The sequence below is a fragment of the Chryseobacterium electrogenes genome, assembly GCF_053553015.1.
Genome location: NZ_JBNPPB010000002.1, coordinates 347188 through 367852 on the forward strand (window position 1 = coordinate 347188; position 20665 = coordinate 367852).

The window sequence follows — 20665 nt, forward strand, 5'->3', positions numbered from 1 at the left end:
ATGTTATTTCAATTATTTTAGTCCATTAAAACTTGAATAAACTTTTAATAAAATCCTTGTTAAGATATTTGTCTAAAGGATAGATTTTTAAAAAGTGATTTCCAATGAATAATACTATTAGTACAATTGCAGGTTTATAGAAAAGATTAATAATACTACTGTCGAAGTTAGGTAGTAATATCACAATGTTAATTGCTAAAGAGCTTATAATTAGCGCGTAAAGCATTTCTATCGTGAAGGGCTGTACTTTGAATTTTATATAATTGAAGATGATTTTTATTAGATTGAATAATGTCAAAGAAATAGCTGTAGCTGCGGCCACGCCAATAATACCAAGATTAGTATTCTTTAAGAACAAAAAGTTGAGGCTTATCGTCATTACTGCTAAAAATAGCATCACAACGATATTGAATTTGTAGTATTTTGACAATGATATAATATGACTGTTAAAGCCTGTTGCTAAGTCAAACATAAAAGCAAATCCTAAAATCCAAACTACTGGTTCTGCCTGTTTTAATAGGTCGCCGTTTTTAATTAAATCTGTTAAAAATGGGAAGCCAACCAAGATGCATGAGAATAATGCCAATCCTAAAAAGAATAAACTAAGTGATGTTTTTTTGTAAAAACGATCTAATTCTGTAAAGTTATTTTCTGCAATGTTTTTATTAATAATCGGAGCCGAAATATTAAATAATCCCATCTGTGGAATATTAACGATAGTAACGATGGATAGTATGGTGCTGTAGATTCCGTTGGCTTCAAAATCTATATATTCTGCAATCATTATATTATCGATTCTCGTTGCTAAGAAATTCCCGATATTGCCTAAAAAACCAAAAAAACTATAACTGATGATGAGCTTCCAAAATTGATTTTGTTTAACATAATCTAAACTGAAATCAGGTCTTATTTTTTCTAGTTTATTGGCGTAAATTAAATATCCGAAAAACGTCAGGACAAACATTCCTAAAAAGAAGCTGTAAGCAACTTTCTCCGAAAACATAAAGTAAAAAAACAGACAAAAAGCACCTATGTTAGCTACTTTTGGGACGATATTCTCGAAGATATTCGGGATAACAATTCGTTTATAATTACTGATGTATTTGTTAAGAACCGCAGATAGCGCCAGTACTAATATTAGCGGCAATATGATGGCTTTCATTTCCCAAGATTTAGAATCTTTAAGAATTGGGAATATTTCGCAAATAAGGAAAAACGCAGCAACAAATATTACAAAATTGATGACGATACCAACTAAAGATAAGCTCAGTAGATTGTGATGTTTGCCATCTTCATTGGTTTGGTGGAAAAATTTAACATTAGAAAAAGACAACCCGAAAACGACAATCGGAAGCAGCATCTCTGCCGCAGGAAGTATAAGGCGCAACTTGCCATAAAACTCCATGTCATTGGTAAATATGAAAAATGTAGAAAAGATACCCAAGAGAGTACCAAGGTAACCAATGATGGAATATTTAAAACCTTGACGCGCGACAACACTCATGTTTGTTATTTAGTTATTCGGTAAGAAAATTATATTATTGATGTAAAATTTATAATTTTTAACATCTTTAGCGTTTTGCAAAAGTAAGAATTCTTCTGTTAATGTTTTTAATTTAAATGTTTCGCGCTCTAAGTAGTTGGCTTTGTAACCCCAACTTTCTATTTCGGAGATTAATTGCCATACAGGTTCTTTATGGTGACGTTGTTCCATTTCTACCATTAATGTTGGGCGGTGTTGGGAGATGGTATTTTTGGCGCCGCGTAAGGTTAGCATTTCGTTACCTTCTACATCAATTTTTATAAAATCAAGTCGTGATATATTAAGATTTAGTTCGTCCAAAGGTCTCACTTTTACCTTTTGTAAAACTGTTCTTTCTTCATTTTCTTCCAGGAAATCGACTTGTAAAGTGCCTCGTGTATGGATGTTTTGACCATTAATGATTGGTATTTTGAATTCGGCCTCTGTGTTCTCATTAGACAATGCAATGTCGAAAAGATTGATAAATGGAAATAAGCGATTCAGGCGTTTGTAAAGTTTAGCATTAGGCTCAAAGGCGTAGATGTTTTCGTGTTTTAGCCTGTTTTCTAAAATGAAAATGTAAGCGCCAACATTGGCACCAATGTCCAGAAATACGGAGTTCTTATCGAGATAATTGGAGAACCAAAGAAACTCTGGTTCTACAGATCTTTCAATAATATTTTTAGGCGTAAGACTAATAAGTTTTTTGTAAAAACGTTTTTTATAAAATGAAGGCGAAATGTATTGCAAGTATTCAGCTAATTGACTGTAAAGTTTCATGATAGGAAAATATGCTTTCTAACGATAAAACAGTTTATTTATTTTGAATTAATTATAATAAAATAAATTTTTTAATTAAAAATAACTATGATATCTAGAGGCTCTAAGAGTGATATATGTTTTTGTTAATAAAAGTAATCTAAAATTATCAAAATAAAAATTGTACCTTTGCAAAAATTTTATACAACTTAATGAAGTTATTTTCCGAGTCCAATCTTAATTCTGACATTCAGAAAGCGATTGGCGAGCTGGGCTACGAAAGCCCTACAGAAATCCAAAAACAGACTATCCCTTTTATCTTATCTGATATACGCGATCTAATCGCACTTGCGCAGACAGGGACAGGCAAAACAGCAGCGTTTTCGCTTCCGATTTTGGATATGATTGACGAAACGAGTCGCAAAATCCAATTTTTGGTGCTTTGTCCGACACGAGAATTATGTCTGCAGATTACAAAAGACATAAAGAATTATTCTAAATATCTACCAGAGATTAAGACTACAGCAGTCTACGGTGGTAGTAGTATTATGGATCAGATCCGCTCTTTGCGTGACAAACCACAGATTATTGTGGGGACACCAGGACGTGTGATAGATCTTATTAATCGTAAAGCTTTAGATTTTTCTGCCATTAACTGGTTAGTTTTAGATGAAGCTGATGAGATGTTGTCTATGGGTTTCAAAGATGATCTAGAAACGATCATGCAAGAAACGCCTGAGACTAAGCAAACTTTCTTGTTCTCTGCAACGATGAACAAAGAGGTAGAGCGTATCTCTAAGAATTATTTGACTAATCCTCACCGTATTTCTGTGGGTTCTATTAACGAGGTTAAGAAGAACATCAAGCATGAGTATTATGTGGTAGGTTACCGTCAGAAAAAAGAAGCTCTTAAGAGATTAATTGATGCTAATCCTAATCAGTATTCAATTATCTTTTGTAGAACAAGAATGGAAACGCAAGAAGTTGCAGATTTCTTAATGCAAAACGGATATGCTGCTGATGCTTTGCACGGTGACTTATCTCAAGCACAAAGAGATACTGTAATGAAGAAATTCCGTCTTAAGAACATTGATATCCTTGTAGCAACCGATGTTGCAGCAAGAGGATTAGATGTTAATTCTTTAACGCACGTTATCCATTTTTCTTTACCAGATGATCCAGAAGTGTTTGTACACAGAAGTGGTCGTACAGGTAGAGCTGGTAAAGATGGTATTTCTATGGCACTTATTAAGCCAGAAGAAAGCCGTAAGTTGAAGCAGATTAAATCTGTTACTAAGATTGATATCGTAGAGAAAAAAATACCAACAGGACAAGAGATTATTAAGTCTCAAGTAGGTGGTGTTTTCGAAAAACTATTGACTGAGCACGAAAATATCTTCGAATTTGACGAAAGTCTTATTCCAGATCTTTCTAACTTTACCAAAGAAGAATTGGTACACCAGTTATTGCAATTCCAATTGAAAGATATGGCATTGTATTACCAGAATCACAACGATTTAGTTGATGCTAAATTTAACAGTGACGACAGAGGTGGTAGCCGTAGAGATCGTGATAGAGATGGTAGAGGTAGAGATCGTGACAGAGGCGATAGAGATAGAGGAGGAAGAGATCGCGATAGAGGAAGCCGTGATGGCGGAAGAGATCGTGACGGTGGAAGAGATAGAGATGGTGGTAGCAGAGAGCGTCGTCCAAAACGTAATTCTGAAAACATGGTTAGATTTTTCTTTAACTTAGGGAAAAAAGATCAGTTGAAGAAAATGGATATGTTGGAGATCATCAATAAAGCTACATCTAAGTCTAAGAAACGTGCAGATATTGGAGATATAGAAATTTTAGAGAAATTTTCTTTCTTTGAAGTAGAAAAATCTTTCAAAGATGAAGTCCTAAAAGGATTAGAAACTCAGAAATTCAGAGGTAAAGATATGAGAGCAGAAGTTGCTAACTAATTGATACCAATTATCTTATAAATTAAGGTCTAGACGCTATGTTTAGGCCTTTTTTATTGGATTGTAATTTGAATTTAATGTTAATGATTATTTAACATAAAGTTATTATTTAACGCTTCATAAATATGGATATTTGCATAATTAAAAAATTGAACTAAAATGGGAATTGGAAATATCTTTAGAGCCTTCCAGCCGAAAGACAAAATTTTCTTTGATCTTTTCGAAAAAATAGCAGATGCCTTAGTTGACATGTCAAAAAACTTCCACGAAGGATTACTAGAATTTGATATCAACGACGAGTCTATGCTTAATCAGATGAGCGATTACGAGCATAAAATGGATGATCTTACTCATGAAGTTTTTGTCCAATTAGGCGAGAATTTCATCACTCCTTTTGATCGTGAAGATATTAGCCATCTGGCAACGGGACTAGATGATATTGCAGATTATATCTATGCTTCTGCCAAGTATATCTATCTTTATAAAGCTCCAGAAAACAAATCTTATTCTGAGTTTTCTTTATTAATCTATAAGTCTTGTTTAGAGATTAAAAAAGCTTTGGAAAACCTTAAAGATTTTAAAAACCCTAATGAGGTTAAAGAATCTTGTATCAAGATTAATTCTTACGAAAATATTGCAGATGACGTATTGAGCCAATCTATCGTAAAGCTTTTCGAAACGAATGATGCAATATTAATTATCAAACAAAAATCTATTTTAGATTATTTAGAAATTGTTACGGATAAAGCAGAAGATGTAGCTAATACTATGGAAAGTATTGTTATAAAATACGCATAAATCTATTCAGTAACCAAAATAAAAAAGAATGGATTTTCCAATTTTATTAATTGTTATTATTGCACTCGCATTAATATTTGACTATATCAACGGATTTCATGATGCTGCTAACTCTATTGCAACGATTGTATCCACAAAAGTATTAACGCCTTTTCAGGCTGTATTATGGGCTGCCGTTTGGAACTTTGCTGCATTTTTTATCGCCATGTATATCATTGGTGAATTTAAGATTGGTAATACAATAGCCAAAACGGTTAACGAAAATTTTATTAACCTCGAAGTTATTTTCGCTGGACTTATTGCCGCTATCGCTTGGAATCTTTTGACATGGTGGTTCGGTATACCGTCTTCATCTTCTCATACATTAATTGGTGGTTTTATTGGTGCAGCGTTAATGCATGCTTTGACTATGGATTATCATGCAGCCAAATTAGCTTATCCGGATTACTCGTTTTTAGAGACTTTAGGACAGGCTTTTAGGCAGTTATTTGATCAGGATATTGTTAAGTTTAAGGTTGTTATTCCGATATTTTTGTTCATTTTTATGGCACCTTTTATCGGGATGATTATATCAATAATTATCACTTTGATTATTATACAACTTTACAAAAGATCTAATCCACATAAGGCAGATAAGCAATTTAAGAAGCTTCAGCTTGTTTCTTCTGCAATGTTCAGTTTAGGACATGGTCTTAATGATGCTCAGAAAGTAATGGGTATTATTGGAGCAGCGGTAATTTATTATCATGTTAATATGCTTCAAGATCCTGTTTATCTTAATCTTGTAGGCGATCAAAGATTTAATTATTTTACAGAGCATTATATCTGGGTTCCATTAGTATCTTTTATTGCAATTGCCCTAGGGACAATGAGCGGTGGATGGAAGATTATTAAAACTATGGGGACTAGGATTACTAAAGTTACACCATTAGAAGGTGTAAGTGCAGAGACTGCCGGTGCTCTTACCTTATTTATCACGGATCACTTCGGTATTCCTGTTTCTACAACGCATACCGTAACAGGTGCTATTATTGGAGTAGGGCTTACTAAGAGAGTTTCTGCTGTAAGATGGGGTGTTACTGTAAGCCTTTTGTGGGCTTGGGTATTAACCATTCCTATCAGTGCAATTGTTGCAGGGATTACTTACTTAATTGTAATAGCTTTCTAAATCTTTAGAATTTTAAAATAAAATTAAACTTTGTCTATCTAGGCAAAGTTTTTTTTGTTTTGTGCGGTAATAGTACGTTTTAATTTTCCTTGATAAGATTTAAAAATTGTATTTTTGCGCTAAATGAACTTTATATGGAATTTTTAGAAGATTATCAAAAAATTGTATCAAAAGCAATAGATCAGCATATTTTTACCAGTCAGCCTTCTGAGTTGTATGATCCTATGAATTATATTATCTCTCATGGTGGCAAAAGATTACGACCTATGATGGTTATGATGGCTTGTGATCTATTTGGAGGTGATCTTGATAAAGCAATAAAGCCAGCTTTGGCAATAGAGTATTTTCATAATTTTACATTAATCCACGATGATATTATGGATGAGGCTCCGCTTCGTCGTAATAAGCCGACAATACACACTCTTCATGGTATTAATGTTGGTATTCTTTCTGGTGATGCATTACTTTTTAAGGCATTAGAGTTTTTTGGAGATTTAGAACCTGAGTTGTATAAAAAATGTATGGAAATATTTATTCATACAGGTTTGGTACTTTGTGAAGGGCAACAGTATGATGTTAATTTCGAAAATAGAAATGATGTTTCTAATGAGGATTACATTAAGATGATAACCTATAAAACTGGATCATTAAGTGCAGCATCTTTCCAAATTGGAGCATTAATCGCTGGGGCATCTCAAGCAGATTCTGAAGCAATATATAATTTTGGAAAACATGTAGGAATTGCTTTTCAGATTATGGATGATTATCTAGATGTATATGGCGATCAAGAATCTTTTGGTAAGAAACATGCAGGTGATATTTATGAAAATAAAAAGACCATTCTTTACCTTTTGGCATTAGAATATGCTAATGACGAAGAACGAAAAGAACTTAATTATTGGTATTCTAAAAAAACGGATAATGTTGATAAAATCTACAGCGTAGAGAAGATTTTCCGTAGAACAAAAGTCGAAGAGAAAGTACTTAGACTAGTACAACATCATAATGAAATTGCACAAAATTTCCTTAATAAAATTAATTTACCAGAAGACATGAAAAAACCTTTTGTTGAGCTTGCTAATTATTTATTAAAAAGAGACAGTTAATTTTTTAATTTAAAATTATATTATAATCCTATGATTTTTAGAACCGAAGTTGATATTAATGCTGTAGAAAAAAAGATAAATCTAGAAGATTCCATATTTTCCATAGGATCTTGTTTTGCCACAGAACTTCATGAGAAGTTGTCTGCAGGACAGCTGCAGAGTTTCAATAATCCTTACGGCACCTTGTTTAATCCTTATGCTATTAATCTATCTTTGGATAGGATTTATAAAGCGATTAGTTATCAAGAGTCAGATCTTATTTTGGCCAATGATTTGTTTATGAGTCTGGATCATCATTCTTCTTTTGATTCCAGATTTTCTCACCAGACTTTGGATATGATTAATGATAAGTTGCACCAAGCTAACCATTTTTTGCAAACTACCAATTGGGTAATTATTACCTATGGGACAGCTTTTGTATATGAGTTTTTGCCAAAAAATCAGTTGGTTGCTAATTGTCACAAGATCCCACAAAAATTCTTTAAGAAAAGATATTTAACAGATGCAGAGTTGCAGGGAAGTATATCTCAAACGATAGAAAACCTTAAAGATATTTGTCAAGAAGACGTTCAGATTTTGTTCACGGTATCGCCTGTACGTCATACCAAAGATGGGATGGTAGAGAATAGCTTGAGTAAAGCTAAATTGTTAACAGCAATCCATGATGTAATTCCTAATTATAGTAATTGTCATTATTTGCCAATTTATGAAATATTGATGGATGACTTACGTGATTATAGATTCTACAAAGATGATATGATCCATCCTAATTCTCAAGCAGTACAGTATATTTTTGAAAAGTTCGGAAGTGCCTTTTTCTCTGACGAAACTAAAGCTTTCATCAATGAGAATTTTAAAATCCAACAAGGATTGAATCATAAATCAAATGATGATAAAAATCCAAAATTTATTGCTTTTCAAGATGCATTACAAGAAAGAATAAAGACACAACAAGAAAAAGTAAAACATAATATTTTTTCTGATACAGAGAGATAATTTGGCTTTATAGCGTACATCAGCTAATTATTGCATCAATTTTCAACCTATTATCACATCAATAATGATAGACACACATACCCATTTATATTCAGAACAATTTGACGAGGACAGATCAGAGATGATACAACGTGCTTTGGATAAAGGTGTTGAAAAGTTTTTTCTACCAGCTATAGATTCTGAGACGCATCAGAAAATGATTGATTTAGAATCTCAATATCCTGATAATATGTTTTCTATGATGGGGCTTCATCCTTGCTCTGTATTGCCAGAATCTTGGGAAACCGAATTGCAAATCGTAGAAAAATGGCTTAACGATAGACCTTTTTGTGCTATTGGAGAGATTGGGATAGATTTGTACTGGGATAAATCTACTTTGGACATTCAGGTTAAAGCCTTCGAGAAGCAAATAGATTGGGCAATAGAGCGTGACTTACCGATTGTGATCCATACGAGAGATAGCTTTGATGAAACATTTGATGTTTTAGACCGAAAAAAACATCCAAAATTACGTGGTATTTTCCATTGTTTTTCTGGAAATCTAGACCAAGCTAATAGAGCTATAGATCTTGGTTTCAGCCTAGGAATTGGAGGTGTTGTGACTTTCAAAAATGGGAAGATAGATCAGTTTCTTAAAGAAATTCCGTTGGATAAAATCGTTCTAGAGACAGATTCTCCTTATTTGGCGCCTGTTCCTTATCGTGGAAAACGCAATGAAAGTGCTTATGTAGAATTAGTTGCAGGAAAATTAGTAGACATCTACGGAATTTCATTTACCGAAATAAACCGTATAACAACGGAAAACGCCGACAATATATTTTCAATTTAATATAAATTTGATGCCAGATACAAGTCCATTTGACACCATAAGATTTTATAATCCAGAAGAAGTACAACCTGCTTTACAATCGATGTTGAAACATCCGATGATGCAGGCTATGATGAAGTTTACTTTTCCAGATCTTCAAAGTAAAGATTTTGAAGAAATTTTCAGTTCCATTTTTTCAATTGAAGATTATCAAGATAAAGTCATATCCAAAAGTATTCTTAAAATTTTAGAACTCTCTTCAGACGGACTTAGCGTGTCTGGATTAGAGAATATCGACGCTAATAAAACACACCTTTATATTTCTAATCATAGAGATATTTTGTTGGATACAAGTTTGATAAATTTGGCATTACTACAAAATGGTTTTCAGTTAACAGCTTCCGCGATTGGTGATAACTTGGTGACGCGAGATATTTTTATGGTTTTGGCAAAGCTTAATCGTAACTTTTTAGTTAAAAGAGATGTTTCCCCAAGAGAACTATTGAAAAGTAGCCAAATCCTTTCTGAGTATATTCAGAATTTAATTCTAGAAAAAAAGCAATGTGTCTGGATTGCACAACGAGAAGGCAGGACCAAAGATGGTAACGATGCAACACATCCTGGCGTTCTAAAAATGTTGGCAATGGCTAATGGCAAAGACAATGTTTGTGATTATTTTACTAGACTTAATGTAATCCCAGTGAGTATTTCTTATGAATTTGACCCGACGGATAAATTAAAAACTGATAAAGCACATCAATCTCAACATTCTAAATCGGTTGTTAAGCATAAGAACGAAGATTTCAATAACGTTATGGCTGGTGTATTAGGACAGAAAAAGAGAATTCATATTCATTTTGGCACGTGTCTTAATCAAGATTTGAATTTGATTTCTGAGGCTACAGAAAATAATAATCAAAGAATCCAGTGTATTTCTAAAAAAATAGACGATCAGATTATTAGTAATTTTCACTTGTTCCCTAATAATTTTATAGCTTTTGATATTCAGAATAATAGCAATCAATTCAGAAACTATTATACTGAAAAAGAAAAAGATTTCTTTGTGAGAAGATTAGAGATGAGCATTGATAAAAATGATGACTATAAGCTGCAACATTATCTTGGGATGTATGCTAATCCTGTTAAAAATAAATTGGCCTTAGGCATTATATTATAAACAAAAACGGAAGCTAATTAGCTTCCGTTTTTTAGTTATTTCTTTCTGTAGAAATTACTTTTATTTTTTGGCTTCTCAGAGCGTTGTTGCGCTGCTGGCTTAGCTCTTTGCGTAAAAGGCTTGTTGTTAGAATCCCTTTTTTGTACCACAAGATTATCCGTATGATAAGGATGATCTTTCATTACTGGGATGCTTTTTCCGATTAGTTTTTCGGTGTTTTTTAGGTTAATAAGGTCTAATCCATCTACGAAAGAAAACGATGTTCCCTCGTTACCAGCACGACCTGTTCTTCCAATTCTGTGGACGTAAGTTTCTGCAACGTCTGATAATTCAAAGTTAAGAACGTATTTCAACTCATCAATATCAATACCTCTCGCAGCGATGTCTGTCGCCACCAAAACTCTTGTTTTTTTAGACTTGAAATTGCTTAACGCATTCTGACGTGCATTTTGAGATTTATTTCCGTGGATAGCTTCCGTAGAAATATTATCTTTCTGTAGTCGTCTGGCAATTTTGTCAGCGCCATGTTTTGTTCTAGAAAATACTAAAAGTTGATCTATTTTAGGATCTTTAAGAACGTGAATTAGTAGGTCTAATTTATCATCTTTATCTACCAAAAATACACTTTGCTGGATCGTTTCTGCCGTAGAAGATACTGGCGTTACTTCTACTTTTACTGGGTTATGAAGAATACTGTCAGCTAGTGAACTTATCTCTTTCGGCATGGTTGCAGAGAAAAATAAGGTTTGTCTTTTTTGAGGGATAAGTTTCAGGATTTTTTTAACATCGTGTACAAAACCCATATCTAACATTCTATCAGCTTCATCCAGAACAAAAATTTCTAGATCTCTAATGCTGATAATTCTTTGGTTGATAAAGTCTAATAATCTACCTGGCGTTGCGATCAATACATCTACGCCTTTTCTAAGCGCTGTTTCTTGCGCACCTTGCTTTACACCTCCGAAAATTACCAATGATCTTATCGGTAATTTTTTACCATAATCTTTGAAATTATCTTCAATCTGAATGGCTAATTCTCTGGTTGGAGTTAAGATTAAGGCTCTAATCTTTTTATTATTAGGAGAATGATTTTTTGCTAAATTTTGTAGGATAGGAATTGCAAAAGCTGCTGTTTTTCCTGTTCCGGTCTGGGCACATCCTAAGAAGTCTTGTCCGTTAAGAATAGTCGGAATTGCTTTTTCTTGGATAGGTGTAGGTTTTTCATAACCTTGTTGATTAAGCGCATCTAAGATAGGCTTAATGATTTGTAAGTCGCTAAATAACAATGTATAATTGTATTAAAATTAATGCGGGCGAAGTGGTTTACTTCTACATTTTGAGCAAATCTGCCCAAAAGAGCACGATTATTTTAAGTAATTTAATATTACTAGGTGGCTTTAGAATGCCGCGAAATATAGTGCAAAGATACATTAAAAAAAATAAAGCCTTTCATGTTATTTGAAAGGCTTTATTTTAAATTTTATAATGATTAGGTATTAACCGTGTAGTTTTTTCCAGATAACATCTTTAAGCTCCATTAATCCTTCGCCGGTAACGCCAGAAAAGAATATAGGTTTTCTATTTTCTGGGAATTCTGCTGAGATTTCACCTTTTAGTTCATCATCCAATAGATCTGATTTCGAAACCGAAATAACATAATCTTTATCCAATAACTCTGGGTTATATTCTTTCAATTCTTTTTCTAGAATCTCGAATTCTTTATAATGATTTTCAGAATCAGCTGGGACGATAAAGAGTAGGATAGAGTTACGCTCAATATGACGTAAGAAACGGTGACCAAGACCTTTGCCTTCTGCTGCGCCTTCTATAATACCTGGGATATCTGCCATTACAAAAGATTTGTAATTTCTGTAATCTACAATCCCTAAGTTAGGTGTTAATGTGGTGAAGGCATAATTAGCAATTTTAGGTTTAGCCGCAGAAACTGAAGCTAATAAGGTAGATTTACCTGCATTAGGGAAACCTACTAGTCCAACATCTGCTAATATTTTTAGTTCGAAAACCACAAAACCTTCTTGTCCGTCCATACCTGGCTGAGCATATCTTGGCGTTTGGTTAGTAGACGATTTGAAGTGCTCGTTACCAAGACCTCCTTTACCACCTTCCATCAAGATGATTTCTTGACCATCCTCCATGATTTCACCAATGATTTCGCCTTCTTCGTTTCTGGCAATCGTACCCAATGGAACTTCAATATAAATATCAGCACCATAAGCACCAGTCAATTGGTTTTTAGAACCATTCTGACCACGTTCTGCTTTAACGTGACGTGTGTATCTAAGTGGTAATAGCGTCCATTCTTGAGCATTACCTTTCATAATAACGTGACCACCACGACCACCATCTCCACCATCTGGACCTCCTTTCGGAATGTATTTTTCCCTACGAAGGTGTGCAGAGCCGGCACCACCGTGACCTGATTTACAATGAATTTTTACGTAATCTACAAAATTGGACATACTACTATTTTTTATTTATGAACAATGAGTTATAAGTTATGAAAAGATCATACCTTATAACTCATTAGCTATAACTTTTTATGTTATTTAATTTTTTCTACTTCTGCAAAAAGTTTTTCTGCAATCTCCGGAATGTCTCCAATCCCGTTAACTTCTACATATTTGCCTTGTTGCTTATAAAGCTCTGCTACTTCGGCAGTTTTTGCATAATATTCTTTGATACGGTTGTGGATGATTTCTTCGTTGCTATCATCTGTTCTTCCGCTGGTTTCTCCTCTTTTTAAAAGACGATTGACAAGGATATCATCTTCTACAACTAATGCTAGACAAATGCTGATATTAGCGTTAAGCTCTTTCTCTACAATTTGCTCTAATGCTTCGGTTTGTGTTGCTGTTCTAGGAAAACCATCAAATATAAAACCTGCTGCATCGGTTGGTTTTCTTAGTTCGTCTATTAACATATCAATGGTTACTTGATCCGGAACCAATTGTCCTTTGTCTATGTAAGACTTTGCAAGAATGCCTAATTCTGTATTGTTTTTGATATTAAAACGGAAAAGGTCACCTGTAGAAATTTGTTTTAGATTGTATTTCTCGATAAGATGTTGCGCTTGCGTCCCTTTTCCACTTCCCGGAGGACCAAATAATACTAAGTTAATCATTTTATTTTAGATTTATTTCTAAGTATGATAAAGTATCACACTATAATTTAGTGATTAATACTACCGTCTTCTAATTGATAAAGATCTTTGAGGTTTCTGCCTAATTCATCATAATCTAATCCGTAACCTAGTACAAATTTGTTAGGAATTTCTTTACCTACATAATCTATCTTGAACTCCTTCTTGTAAACATCAGGCTTTAATAATAAAGATGCTATTTTTACAGACTTAGGACGTTGTGTTTCTGTAAAATATTGGAAAAGATTTTCAACCGTATTTCCTGTATCTACAATATCTTCCATAAGGATGATATGTCTGTCTTTAACATCTTTGGTAAGTTCCATTTCTTTGAAAACGATTCCTGAAGACTGTGTCCCAACGTAAGAACTCATTTTGATAAAGCCAATCTCGCATTCGCCAGGATAAGCTTTAATAAAATCTGAAAAAAACTGTATAACACCGCTTAGTACGCCGATGAAAATAGGTCTTTCATTTTTATATTCTTCGTAAACTTCTTTCGCCATTCTATCGACGATTTCTAAGATTTCTTCGTGTTTTAGATAAGGGACGAAGTTTTTGTCGTGAACTTTTATACTTTCCATACAATTATTAAGAAAGTGCAAAATTACGGATTTTAATTAATTAATAACTAATTAATATAATGCATTATTGAAGTTATTTTATGGTAACAATAATGTATTGTGTTTATAATTTGCATTAATCTTACTTATTTTGGGTGATGTGTAGTGTTGTTGATAGGTAATTATAGTTACATTTGCCATCCTTTTAACTAAATTAATATTTCTATGAAGAAAAATCTATTATTGGCTTTTGCAAGTGTATTTATGTTTAATATATCTGCTTATGCACAAGAAACTAAAATCTCATTCGAAGCACAAGAAGGCTTTGTACTAGGTGCTTTTGATGGGCAAAAAGGCTGGAACAATTGGGGATATGTTGATAGAGACCATTCTAATATTGTTAACTCTATTGCGTCTGATGGTGTTAATTCTGTGCATGTTATATCTAATGAAGCACAAGAAGGAAATTGGGGAGGGATTCTTTATAAAGTGCCTCAATATAATAAAATATCTATTTCTGCTGATGTTTATTTGGATTCTAGAGGTGCGTCAGATTATGATATGTTAACGCTTTATAGTTCAGATATAAAGCCGTATGAGCGTATCGGAGGATTTCGCTTTTTTTATGATGACGAGATAGATATTGGTAATGACGACAGCGGTGTAACCATTAATTGGGTGCAGAAAAAATGGTATAATCTGAAAGTAAATATTGACTTTACCGCAAAAAAAATAGATTATTTTGTAGATAATGTTAAAGTTACCACGACGACTTTTAATAAAAGTATAAGGTCGATTTTAGAATTTGATTTCGAATTGGATAATGAAGGATCAGGTTTTAAAGTGGATAATGTGAAAATTCAGGATCTTAACAAGTTGGCGGTTGATGATGTTTCTCAAAAATCGTTGAAGATTTATCCCAATCCGGTTAGTGATATTTTGAATATAGAATCTCAAGAAAAGATAGAAAATATAACTATTTTTGATGTTAATGCTAAAGTAGTTTTAACTGCGAAATCTTCTAATCAACTTAAGCTAGAAAATCTTTCAGCTGGTATTTATTTAATTAAAATTAAAACGAAAGATCGAGAGTTTACGGAGAAGTTTATTAAGAAATAACAAGAATAATTAAGTCCTGTTTGATTTTTTCAAATGGGATTTTTTTTTAAATTAAATTTATGGTTGTGCTGATTCTAAAATGATAATTGAATCCCATACAATATTTAATAGATTATCTTTGCCAAAATAAAACGAATTTTTATGTCTTTTGAATCTTTAGGATTATCACACAATATTATAAAATCGGTTAAGAAGTTAGGTTTTCTCAAGCCTTTTCCTATCCAAGAACAGACTATACCAGTACTGTTAGAAGGAAAAGATTTGATGGGCATTGCACAGACGGGTTCTGGGAAAACAGCATGTTTTGTTATGCCTATTCTAGATAAGCTTCAGAATGAAGAAGTGAAAAAAGATCGTAATGTACAAGTTCTGGTTTTAGTTCCTACGCGAGAATTAGCAGTACAGATTGATGATGTCTTTCGTGCTTTTACAGAGAACTTAAAACGAGAAATTAGAACCATGGCGGTATATGGCGGAGTTTCTATTAATCCTCAGATGAAAGGCCTTTTTGGTGTAGAAGTTTTGGTCGCAACGCCTGGGAGATTGCTGGATCTGATTGAGCATAAGGCAATTAGTATTTCTCAGATTAAACATTTGGTGATTGATGAGGCAGATAAAATGTTTCAATTGGGTTTTGATGAAGAAATGAACAAGCTTTTTCAGTTGATGCCGGTTGTAAAACAGACTGCTTTATTTTCTGCAACGCTTAATGATAAGGTTGAAGATATCAAAAAACGTTTAACCATCAATCCTACTTTGGTAGAAATCAAGAAGGAAGAAATAGATGTAGATCAAATTACACAGATTGCTTACCATGTTACCAATGAGTCTAAAGGACCTTTTTTGAGGTATTTGATAAAAGAACAAGGCATAAAACAAGCTTTGATTTTTGCATCATCCACAAGAACTGCAGATAATTTAGTTGAAAAATTAAAGAAAAATAAAATTCCGGCAAGCGCAATCCACGGGAAGAAATCTCAAGGAGCAAGAACATCGGGGCTTAAGGATTTTAAAGAAGGCGATAATCAGATTTTGGTAGCGACGGATCTTATTGGTCGTGGGATTCATATTGATGATTTAGAAGTTGTTATTAATTATGAATTGCCACGTTCACCATTAGACTACGTTCATAGAATAGGAAGAACAGGACGTGCAGAAAAGTCTGGTATGGCGATTACATTGTTAACAGATGATGATTTGCATCATTTTAAAATCATACAGAAAAAAATGGGCAAAAGAGTAGAGATTAAAGCCACAGATGATATTAATCTTCACGGATATTAGATTAATAATTTGATACTATTAAAGCCAGTCATTGCGATTGGCTTTTTTTTATTATTGTAAAAACTTGGCTTTTTTAGAAAATATATTTCCAGTAGATGATTAAGCCAACAACGATGGCGGATATTGTGGATAATAGAACTGCTCCGCCAGCAATATCTTTTATAATGCCTATTTTTTTATCAAAATCAGGTTGAATGTAATCGCAAATTTTTTCGATGCAAGTGTTAATGGCTTCGGTAGTTAATACGAAAAAAGAAATACCCAGAATAGCGACGATTTCCCAAGGTTGAAGTCCTAAAATGAAGATTAAACATAAATTAATCAACAGTCCTAAACAATGAATCTGGAAATTTCTTTCATTTTTTATCAAGAATGCTAAACCTTTAAAAGTGAAATAAAAGCTTCTGTACAAAGGCGGTTTTTTCATTCCGTAAATTTAATTGATTTAATTGACTTTAAAATTATCAACAAATATAGATAAAACGTAAAATTGTTAGTAATTTATTAGAAATCAGAATCAGAATCAGCATTAATTTTTTATCTTTGTGAATCGAAATAATTAGCTTTTATGAGATTTATTGTTGCTAGTGGCGAATTACAAAAAGCCTTACAGACTGTAAGTGGCGTGATTTCTGGTTCGCAATCCAGACCTATTTTGGAGAACTATCTTTTTGAGTTAGAACAAAATAACTTAAAAATCACAGCTTCTGATGGAGAAACAACCTTGATAACATCAATCGATGTCATGTCTGATGACAGTGGGAAGATGGCCGTACCTGCTAAGATTTTTCAAGATTTCTTAAAAACCTATGGTGAGCAACCTTTGACTTTAGTGATCAAAGATGCGCCAGAAGGTAATGGGAGTGTCTTAGAAATTTTGGACGAAAAGGATAATTTTTCTGTTGCATTAGATAATGCAGAAGATTATCCAGAATTACCAGAATTTGATGCTTCTCAGAAAGTAATCATGCCTGGTGGTGTATTGGCAGAAGCTTTGAGCAATACTTTATTTGCGACAAGTAATGATTCTCTTCGTCCTGTGATGACTGGTGTTTTGTTTCAATTTGGAGAGACAGAGACTAATTTTGTTTCTACAGATTCTCACAGATTGGTGGTTTATAAAAGAACCGATTTGCAGAATGCAGAGCCTATGGAGTTTATTATGCCGAAAAAACCATTGGCTATTTTCAAAAATATTCTAAATAATTCTGCCGACGAGGTGACAATAGAATTTAATGAAAATATGGCGAAATTTACTTTTGGTAATAATACATGGATCTGTCGTTTGATAGACGGAAGATATCCTAACTACAACGCCGTAATTCCTAAAGAAAATCCTAATGTGTTGACGATTAACAGAAGTTTGTTATTAGGTTCTATACGTAGAGCTTCTATCATGTCTAACAAGTCAACCAATCAAGTGAGATTTAAGCTATCAGGTAATGTTCTTCATCTTCATGCAGAAGATACAGAATATGCTAACAAGGCGGATATGCAAATCCCTTGTGATTATAATGGCGAAGATATTAATATCGGATTTAGTTCTAAATTTTTAACAGAAATGTTATCTGTTTTAAATGCTGATGATATCACTTTCAAAATGTCACAGCCTAACAGACCTGGTATCATAGAGCCTGTGGATGGTTTAGAAGATAATGAAAATATTCTTATGCTTTCTATGCCTGTAATAGGATTGTAAATTAGAAAATATAAATAATTAAATTTGAGACGTAAGTCTCAAATTTTGTTTAACATCTATAACTTTTTTAGAGAAAATACAATAATTATTAATTGTGAATTCTCTTTTTTAAATTAAATTTTAAAATGAAAATATCAAATAATTGGCTTAAAGATTATATTAAAACCAATTTAACTTCAGAAAAGATCGGGATATTTCTTACAGATATTGGTCTAGAAGTAGAAGGTATTGATAAATATGAAAGCATTAAAGGTAGCTTAGAAGGTATCGTTGTTGGGAAGGTTTTGACTTGTGAGAAACATCCTAATGCAGATAAGTTAAGTAAAACTACAGTCGATGTTGGTAACGGTAATGTTCTTAATATTGTTTGTGGTGCGCCTAATGTTGCTGCTGGGCAGATTGTACCTGTTGCAGTTGTAGGAGCTAAAATCTATGACAAAACTGGTAATTTCTTCGAAATTAAAAAAGCAAAAATCCGTGGTGAAGCTTCAGAAGGGATGATCTGTGCAGAAGATGAGTTGGGATTGTCAGATAATCATGCAGGTATCATGGTTTTAGACGAAACTAACTATAAAGTTGGTGATGCATTTGCTAATTACTTTGAGTTAACTAATGATGAAGTTTATGAGATAGGATTAACGCCTAATCGTACGGATGCAATGTCACATTATGGTGTTGCTAGAGATCTTCATGCTTATTTGTCTTCTAATAATCTAGGTTCAGAATTTTCAAAAGTAGAGTCTGTTGCGTTGCAATCGCAAGGTTCTCATGATTTTAAAATAGAAATTGAAGATGCTGCATTAACGCCGCGTTATCTTGGCGCTGTGATAGAAAATGTACAAGTTGCAGATTCGCCAGCTTGGTTGCAAGATCGTATTAAATCGATTGGACTTTCGCCTATTAATAATATTGTAGATATTACTAATTATATTCTACATGCTTACGCGCAACCTTTGCATGCTTTTGATGCTGATAAAATTGCAAATAAAACAGTAATTGTTGGTAAATCGGAAGAAGGAAAAGTTTTCACAACTCTAGATGGAGTTGAGAGAAAGCTTAACGGTTCTGAGATTATGATAAAAGATGGTAATCAAGATCCAATGTGTATTGCCGGAGTTTTTGGTGGAGAGAATAGTGGAGTTTCTGCTACGACCAAAACTATATTTTTAGAAAGTGCTTACTTTAATCCAGTGGCGATTAGAAAAGCTTCTAAAGCTCATGGATTGAATACAGATACATCTTTCCGTTTTGAGAGAGGTGTAGATCCTAATAATACTAAGACAGCATTAACACATGCTATTAAGTTAATTCAGGATATTGCAGGAGGTAAGTTAGTAGGTGATATTCTAGAGCATTATCCAACTAAGATAGAGCCACATTATGTTGTGCTTCGTCATTCTAAAGTTGATCAGATTCTAGGCATCAAAATCCACCGTGAGAAGATCAAAGAAATTTTAAAATCTCTTGAAATTACCGTGCTTAACGAAATTACAAATGGACTAGAGTTATCAGTTCCTGCGTACCGTGCAGATGTTACCAGAGAAATTGATGTTATAGAAGAGCTTTTAAGAATCTACGGCTATAACAAAATAGATGCGCCTAAGAAAATGTCTTTCTCTCATGTGAAACTTAATCTTAATGATCAGGATGTTCTAGAGAACGCTTGGGCTAGAACATTACAGAGTCAAGGTTTTAACGAGGTGATGAATAATTCTTTGACATCTGTTAAGGATGAAACTAATGCTGTTAAGTTGCTTAATCCATTAAGTAATGAGTTGTCTACGATGAGAAAGTCTTTATTAGAAGGTCTTTTGCAAAATGCAGCTTATAATATCAATCGTAAAAATCCAAATATTAAATTCTTCGAGTTGGGTAAAATTTATCACAAATTCGAGAAATATGAAGAAAGAAAACAATTGGCAATTTTAACAACAGGAAGAGATGTTTCAGAGAACTGGTTGCAGCCTAAGAGCAGTGCAGATTTCTTTAGATTGAAAGCTTATGTTAAAATCCTTTTAGATAAATTAAATATTAATATCACCGAAAAAGCTCTAGAAGACACTCGTTTTTCTGATGCATTGGAGTTAATTTCTGGAGGGAAAACAATCGCTAGATTAGGGAAAGTTGCACCAGCTTTATTGAAAGATGCTGATGTTGATCAAGATGTTTTTTATGCTGAGATTGAGCTAGAAATTTGTCAGGCTTTAAGAAGTACGGATAATTTTAAATTTGTGGATATTCCTAAATTTAACAAAACCAGAAGAGATCTTGCGTTGTTGGTTGATAAGTCAATTTCTTATGCGGAAGTTTATGAGTTGGCTAAGAAAAATAAGTCACCTTTCTTAAGAGAAATTAATCTTTTTGATGTTTACGAAGGTAAGAATTTGCCAGAAGGTAAGAAGTCTTATGCTGTAAGTTTTGAATTGCTTAATGAGGAAAAAACTCTAGAAGATAAAGATATCTCAGAAGTTATGAATGCTTTGATTAAGTCTTTTGAGAAAGAGCTTGGCGCAGAATTAAGAGGTTAATTATCTGTAAT

18 protein-coding genes are annotated in these 20665 nt (G+C 33.2%); 11 read left to right on the forward strand and 7 right to left on the reverse strand.

Annotated features, from left to right (window positions below; translation table 11 throughout):
• Nucleotides 1-25: 25 nt before the first annotated feature.
• Nucleotides 26-1504 carry a lipopolysaccharide biosynthesis protein gene (locus tag ACQQ6V_RS01625; RefSeq protein ID WP_448843849.1) on the reverse strand — a complete coding sequence of 493 codons (1479 nt, stop codon included), beginning with the start codon at nucleotides 1502-1504 and terminating at the stop codon, nucleotides 26-28.
• Nucleotides 1505-1513: 9 nt separating this feature from the next.
• Complete coding sequence (locus tag ACQQ6V_RS01630) at nucleotides 1514-2302, reverse strand: FkbM family methyltransferase (RefSeq protein ID WP_448843850.1); 789 nt, start codon at nucleotides 2300-2302, stop codon at nucleotides 1514-1516.
• 191 nt (nucleotides 2303-2493) lie between these two features.
• On the opposite strand from ACQQ6V_RS01630, the gene ACQQ6V_RS01635 reads away from it, so the two are divergent.
• The 7 genes from ACQQ6V_RS01635 (at nucleotide 2494) to ACQQ6V_RS01665 (ending at nucleotide 10301) form a co-directional block, all read left to right on the forward strand.
• A complete protein-coding gene (locus ACQQ6V_RS01635) occupies nucleotides 2494-4248 on the forward strand; it encodes a DEAD/DEAH box helicase (RefSeq protein WP_448843851.1) in 1755 nt (584 codons plus the stop codon).
• Between the two features lie 159 nt (nucleotides 4249-4407).
• Entirely contained in the window at nucleotides 4408-5046 is a 639-nt protein-coding gene (locus ACQQ6V_RS01640; RefSeq protein ID WP_448843852.1) for a DUF47 domain-containing protein, read from the forward strand.
• Between the two features lie 28 nt (nucleotides 5047-5074).
• Nucleotides 5075-6214: an inorganic phosphate transporter gene (locus ACQQ6V_RS01645; RefSeq protein WP_448843853.1), complete on the forward strand. Its 1140-nt coding sequence runs from the start codon at nucleotides 5075-5077 to the stop codon at nucleotides 6212-6214.
• 134 nt (nucleotides 6215-6348) lie between these two features.
• Nucleotides 6349-7320 carry a polyprenyl synthetase family protein gene (locus tag ACQQ6V_RS01650; RefSeq protein ID WP_448843854.1) on the forward strand — a complete coding sequence of 324 codons (972 nt, stop codon included), beginning with the start codon at nucleotides 6349-6351 and terminating at the stop codon, nucleotides 7318-7320.
• A 30-nt stretch (nucleotides 7321-7350) separates the two neighbouring features.
• Entirely contained in the window at nucleotides 7351-8316 is a 966-nt protein-coding gene (locus ACQQ6V_RS01655) for a GSCFA domain-containing protein (RefSeq protein WP_448843855.1), read from the forward strand.
• 64 nt (nucleotides 8317-8380) lie between these two features.
• Nucleotides 8381-9145, forward strand: coding sequence for a TatD family hydrolase (locus ACQQ6V_RS01660; protein ID WP_448843856.1), 765 nt, complete (start codon nucleotides 8381-8383; stop codon nucleotides 9143-9145).
• A 10-nt stretch (nucleotides 9146-9155) separates the two neighbouring features.
• Nucleotides 9156-10301, forward strand: coding sequence for a 1-acyl-sn-glycerol-3-phosphate acyltransferase (locus tag ACQQ6V_RS01665; protein WP_448843857.1), 1146 nt, complete (start codon nucleotides 9156-9158; stop codon nucleotides 10299-10301).
• A 35-nt stretch (nucleotides 10302-10336) separates the two neighbouring features.
• Here ACQQ6V_RS01665 and ACQQ6V_RS01670 read toward each other — a convergent pair whose 3' ends face one another.
• The 4 genes from ACQQ6V_RS01670 to ACQQ6V_RS01685 form a co-directional block, all read right to left on the reverse strand.
• On the reverse strand, nucleotides 10337-11587 hold the full coding sequence (locus ACQQ6V_RS01670) for a DEAD/DEAH box helicase (RefSeq protein WP_448843858.1): 1251 nt from the start codon (nucleotides 11585-11587) through the stop codon (nucleotides 10337-10339).
• A 210-nt stretch (nucleotides 11588-11797) separates the two neighbouring features.
• Nucleotides 11798-12781: a GTPase ObgE gene (gene obgE / locus ACQQ6V_RS01675; RefSeq protein WP_448843859.1), complete on the reverse strand. Its 984-nt coding sequence runs from the start codon at nucleotides 12779-12781 to the stop codon at nucleotides 11798-11800.
• Nucleotides 12782-12864: 83 nt separating this feature from the next.
• On the reverse strand, nucleotides 12865-13443 hold the full coding sequence (locus ACQQ6V_RS01680) for an adenylate kinase (protein WP_448843860.1): 579 nt from the start codon (nucleotides 13441-13443) through the stop codon (nucleotides 12865-12867).
• 47 nt (nucleotides 13444-13490) lie between these two features.
• Nucleotides 13491-14045 (reverse strand): phosphoribosyltransferase, encoded by a 555-nt coding sequence (locus ACQQ6V_RS01685; RefSeq protein WP_448843861.1) that lies wholly within the window; start codon nucleotides 14043-14045, stop codon nucleotides 13491-13493.
• Nucleotides 14046-14249: 204 nt separating this feature from the next.
• On the opposite strand from ACQQ6V_RS01685, the gene ACQQ6V_RS01690 reads away from it, so the two are divergent.
• Both ACQQ6V_RS01690 and ACQQ6V_RS01695 read left to right on the forward strand, forming a co-directional pair.
• Nucleotides 14250-15143 (forward strand): T9SS type A sorting domain-containing protein, encoded by an 894-nt coding sequence (locus ACQQ6V_RS01690; RefSeq protein ID WP_448843862.1) that lies wholly within the window; start codon nucleotides 14250-14252, stop codon nucleotides 15141-15143.
• Nucleotides 15144-15284: 141 nt separating this feature from the next.
• Nucleotides 15285-16427 (forward strand): DEAD/DEAH box helicase, encoded by a 1143-nt coding sequence (locus ACQQ6V_RS01695; RefSeq protein ID WP_448843863.1) that lies wholly within the window; start codon nucleotides 15285-15287, stop codon nucleotides 16425-16427.
• A 73-nt stretch (nucleotides 16428-16500) separates the two neighbouring features.
• Here ACQQ6V_RS01695 and ACQQ6V_RS01700 read toward each other — a convergent pair whose 3' ends face one another.
• Nucleotides 16501-16854 carry a diacylglycerol kinase gene (locus tag ACQQ6V_RS01700; protein ID WP_448843864.1) on the reverse strand — a complete coding sequence of 118 codons (354 nt, stop codon included), beginning with the start codon at nucleotides 16852-16854 and terminating at the stop codon, nucleotides 16501-16503.
• A 141-nt stretch (nucleotides 16855-16995) separates the two neighbouring features.
• Here ACQQ6V_RS01700 and dnaN point away from each other — a divergent pair, with 141 nt between their 5' ends.
• Both dnaN and pheT read left to right on the forward strand, forming a co-directional pair.
• A complete protein-coding gene (gene dnaN, locus ACQQ6V_RS01705; protein WP_448843865.1) occupies nucleotides 16996-18126 on the forward strand; it encodes a DNA polymerase III subunit beta in 1131 nt (376 codons plus the stop codon).
• A gap of 125 nt (nucleotides 18127-18251) precedes the next feature.
• Nucleotides 18252-20654 (forward strand): phenylalanine--tRNA ligase subunit beta, encoded by a 2403-nt coding sequence (gene pheT / locus ACQQ6V_RS01710; protein WP_448843866.1) that lies wholly within the window; start codon nucleotides 18252-18254, stop codon nucleotides 20652-20654.
• Nucleotides 20655-20665: the final 11 nt, after the last annotated feature.

Bases quoted from the DNA above. Each gene is read 5' to 3' on its own strand.
- ACQQ6V_RS01685 (WP_448843861.1), bottom strand. From the start codon at position 14,045: ATGGAAAGTATAAAAGTTCACGACAAAAACTTCGTCCCTTATCTAAAA.
- ACQQ6V_RS01700 (WP_448843864.1), bottom strand. From the start codon at position 16,854: ATGAAAAAACCGCCTTTGTACAGAAGCTTTTATTTCACTTTTAAAGGT.
- ACQQ6V_RS01695 (WP_448843863.1), top strand. From the start codon at position 15,285: ATGTCTTTTGAATCTTTAGGATTATCACACAATATTATAAAATCGGTT.
- ACQQ6V_RS01680 (WP_448843860.1), bottom strand. From the start codon at position 13,443: ATGATTAACTTAGTATTATTTGGTCCTCCGGGAAGTGGAAAAGGGACG.
- ACQQ6V_RS01625 (WP_448843849.1), bottom strand. From the start codon at position 1,504: ATGAGTGTTGTCGCGCGTCAAGGTTTTAAATATTCCATCATTGGTTAC.
- ACQQ6V_RS01660 (WP_448843856.1), top strand. From the start codon at position 8,381: ATGATAGACACACATACCCATTTATATTCAGAACAATTTGACGAGGAC.
- ACQQ6V_RS01655 (WP_448843855.1), top strand. From the start codon at position 7,351: ATGATTTTTAGAACCGAAGTTGATATTAATGCTGTAGAAAAAAAGATA.
- ACQQ6V_RS01630 (WP_448843850.1), bottom strand. From the start codon at position 2,302: ATGAAACTTTACAGTCAATTAGCTGAATACTTGCAATACATTTCGCCT.
- dnaN (WP_448843865.1), top strand. From the start codon at position 16,996: ATGAGATTTATTGTTGCTAGTGGCGAATTACAAAAAGCCTTACAGACT.
- ACQQ6V_RS01650 (WP_448843854.1), top strand. From the start codon at position 6,349: ATGGAATTTTTAGAAGATTATCAAAAAATTGTATCAAAAGCAATAGAT.
- ACQQ6V_RS01690 (WP_448843862.1), top strand. From the start codon at position 14,250: ATGAAGAAAAATCTATTATTGGCTTTTGCAAGTGTATTTATGTTTAAT.
- ACQQ6V_RS01635 (WP_448843851.1), top strand. From the start codon at position 2,494: ATGAAGTTATTTTCCGAGTCCAATCTTAATTCTGACATTCAGAAAGCG.
- ACQQ6V_RS01640 (WP_448843852.1), top strand. From the start codon at position 4,408: ATGGGAATTGGAAATATCTTTAGAGCCTTCCAGCCGAAAGACAAAATT.
- obgE (WP_448843859.1), bottom strand. From the start codon at position 12,781: ATGTCCAATTTTGTAGATTACGTAAAAATTCATTGTAAATCAGGTCAC.
- ACQQ6V_RS01665 (WP_448843857.1), top strand. From the start codon at position 9,156: ATGCCAGATACAAGTCCATTTGACACCATAAGATTTTATAATCCAGAA.
- pheT (WP_448843866.1), top strand. From the start codon at position 18,252: ATGAAAATATCAAATAATTGGCTTAAAGATTATATTAAAACCAATTTA.
- ACQQ6V_RS01645 (WP_448843853.1), top strand. From the start codon at position 5,075: ATGGATTTTCCAATTTTATTAATTGTTATTATTGCACTCGCATTAATA.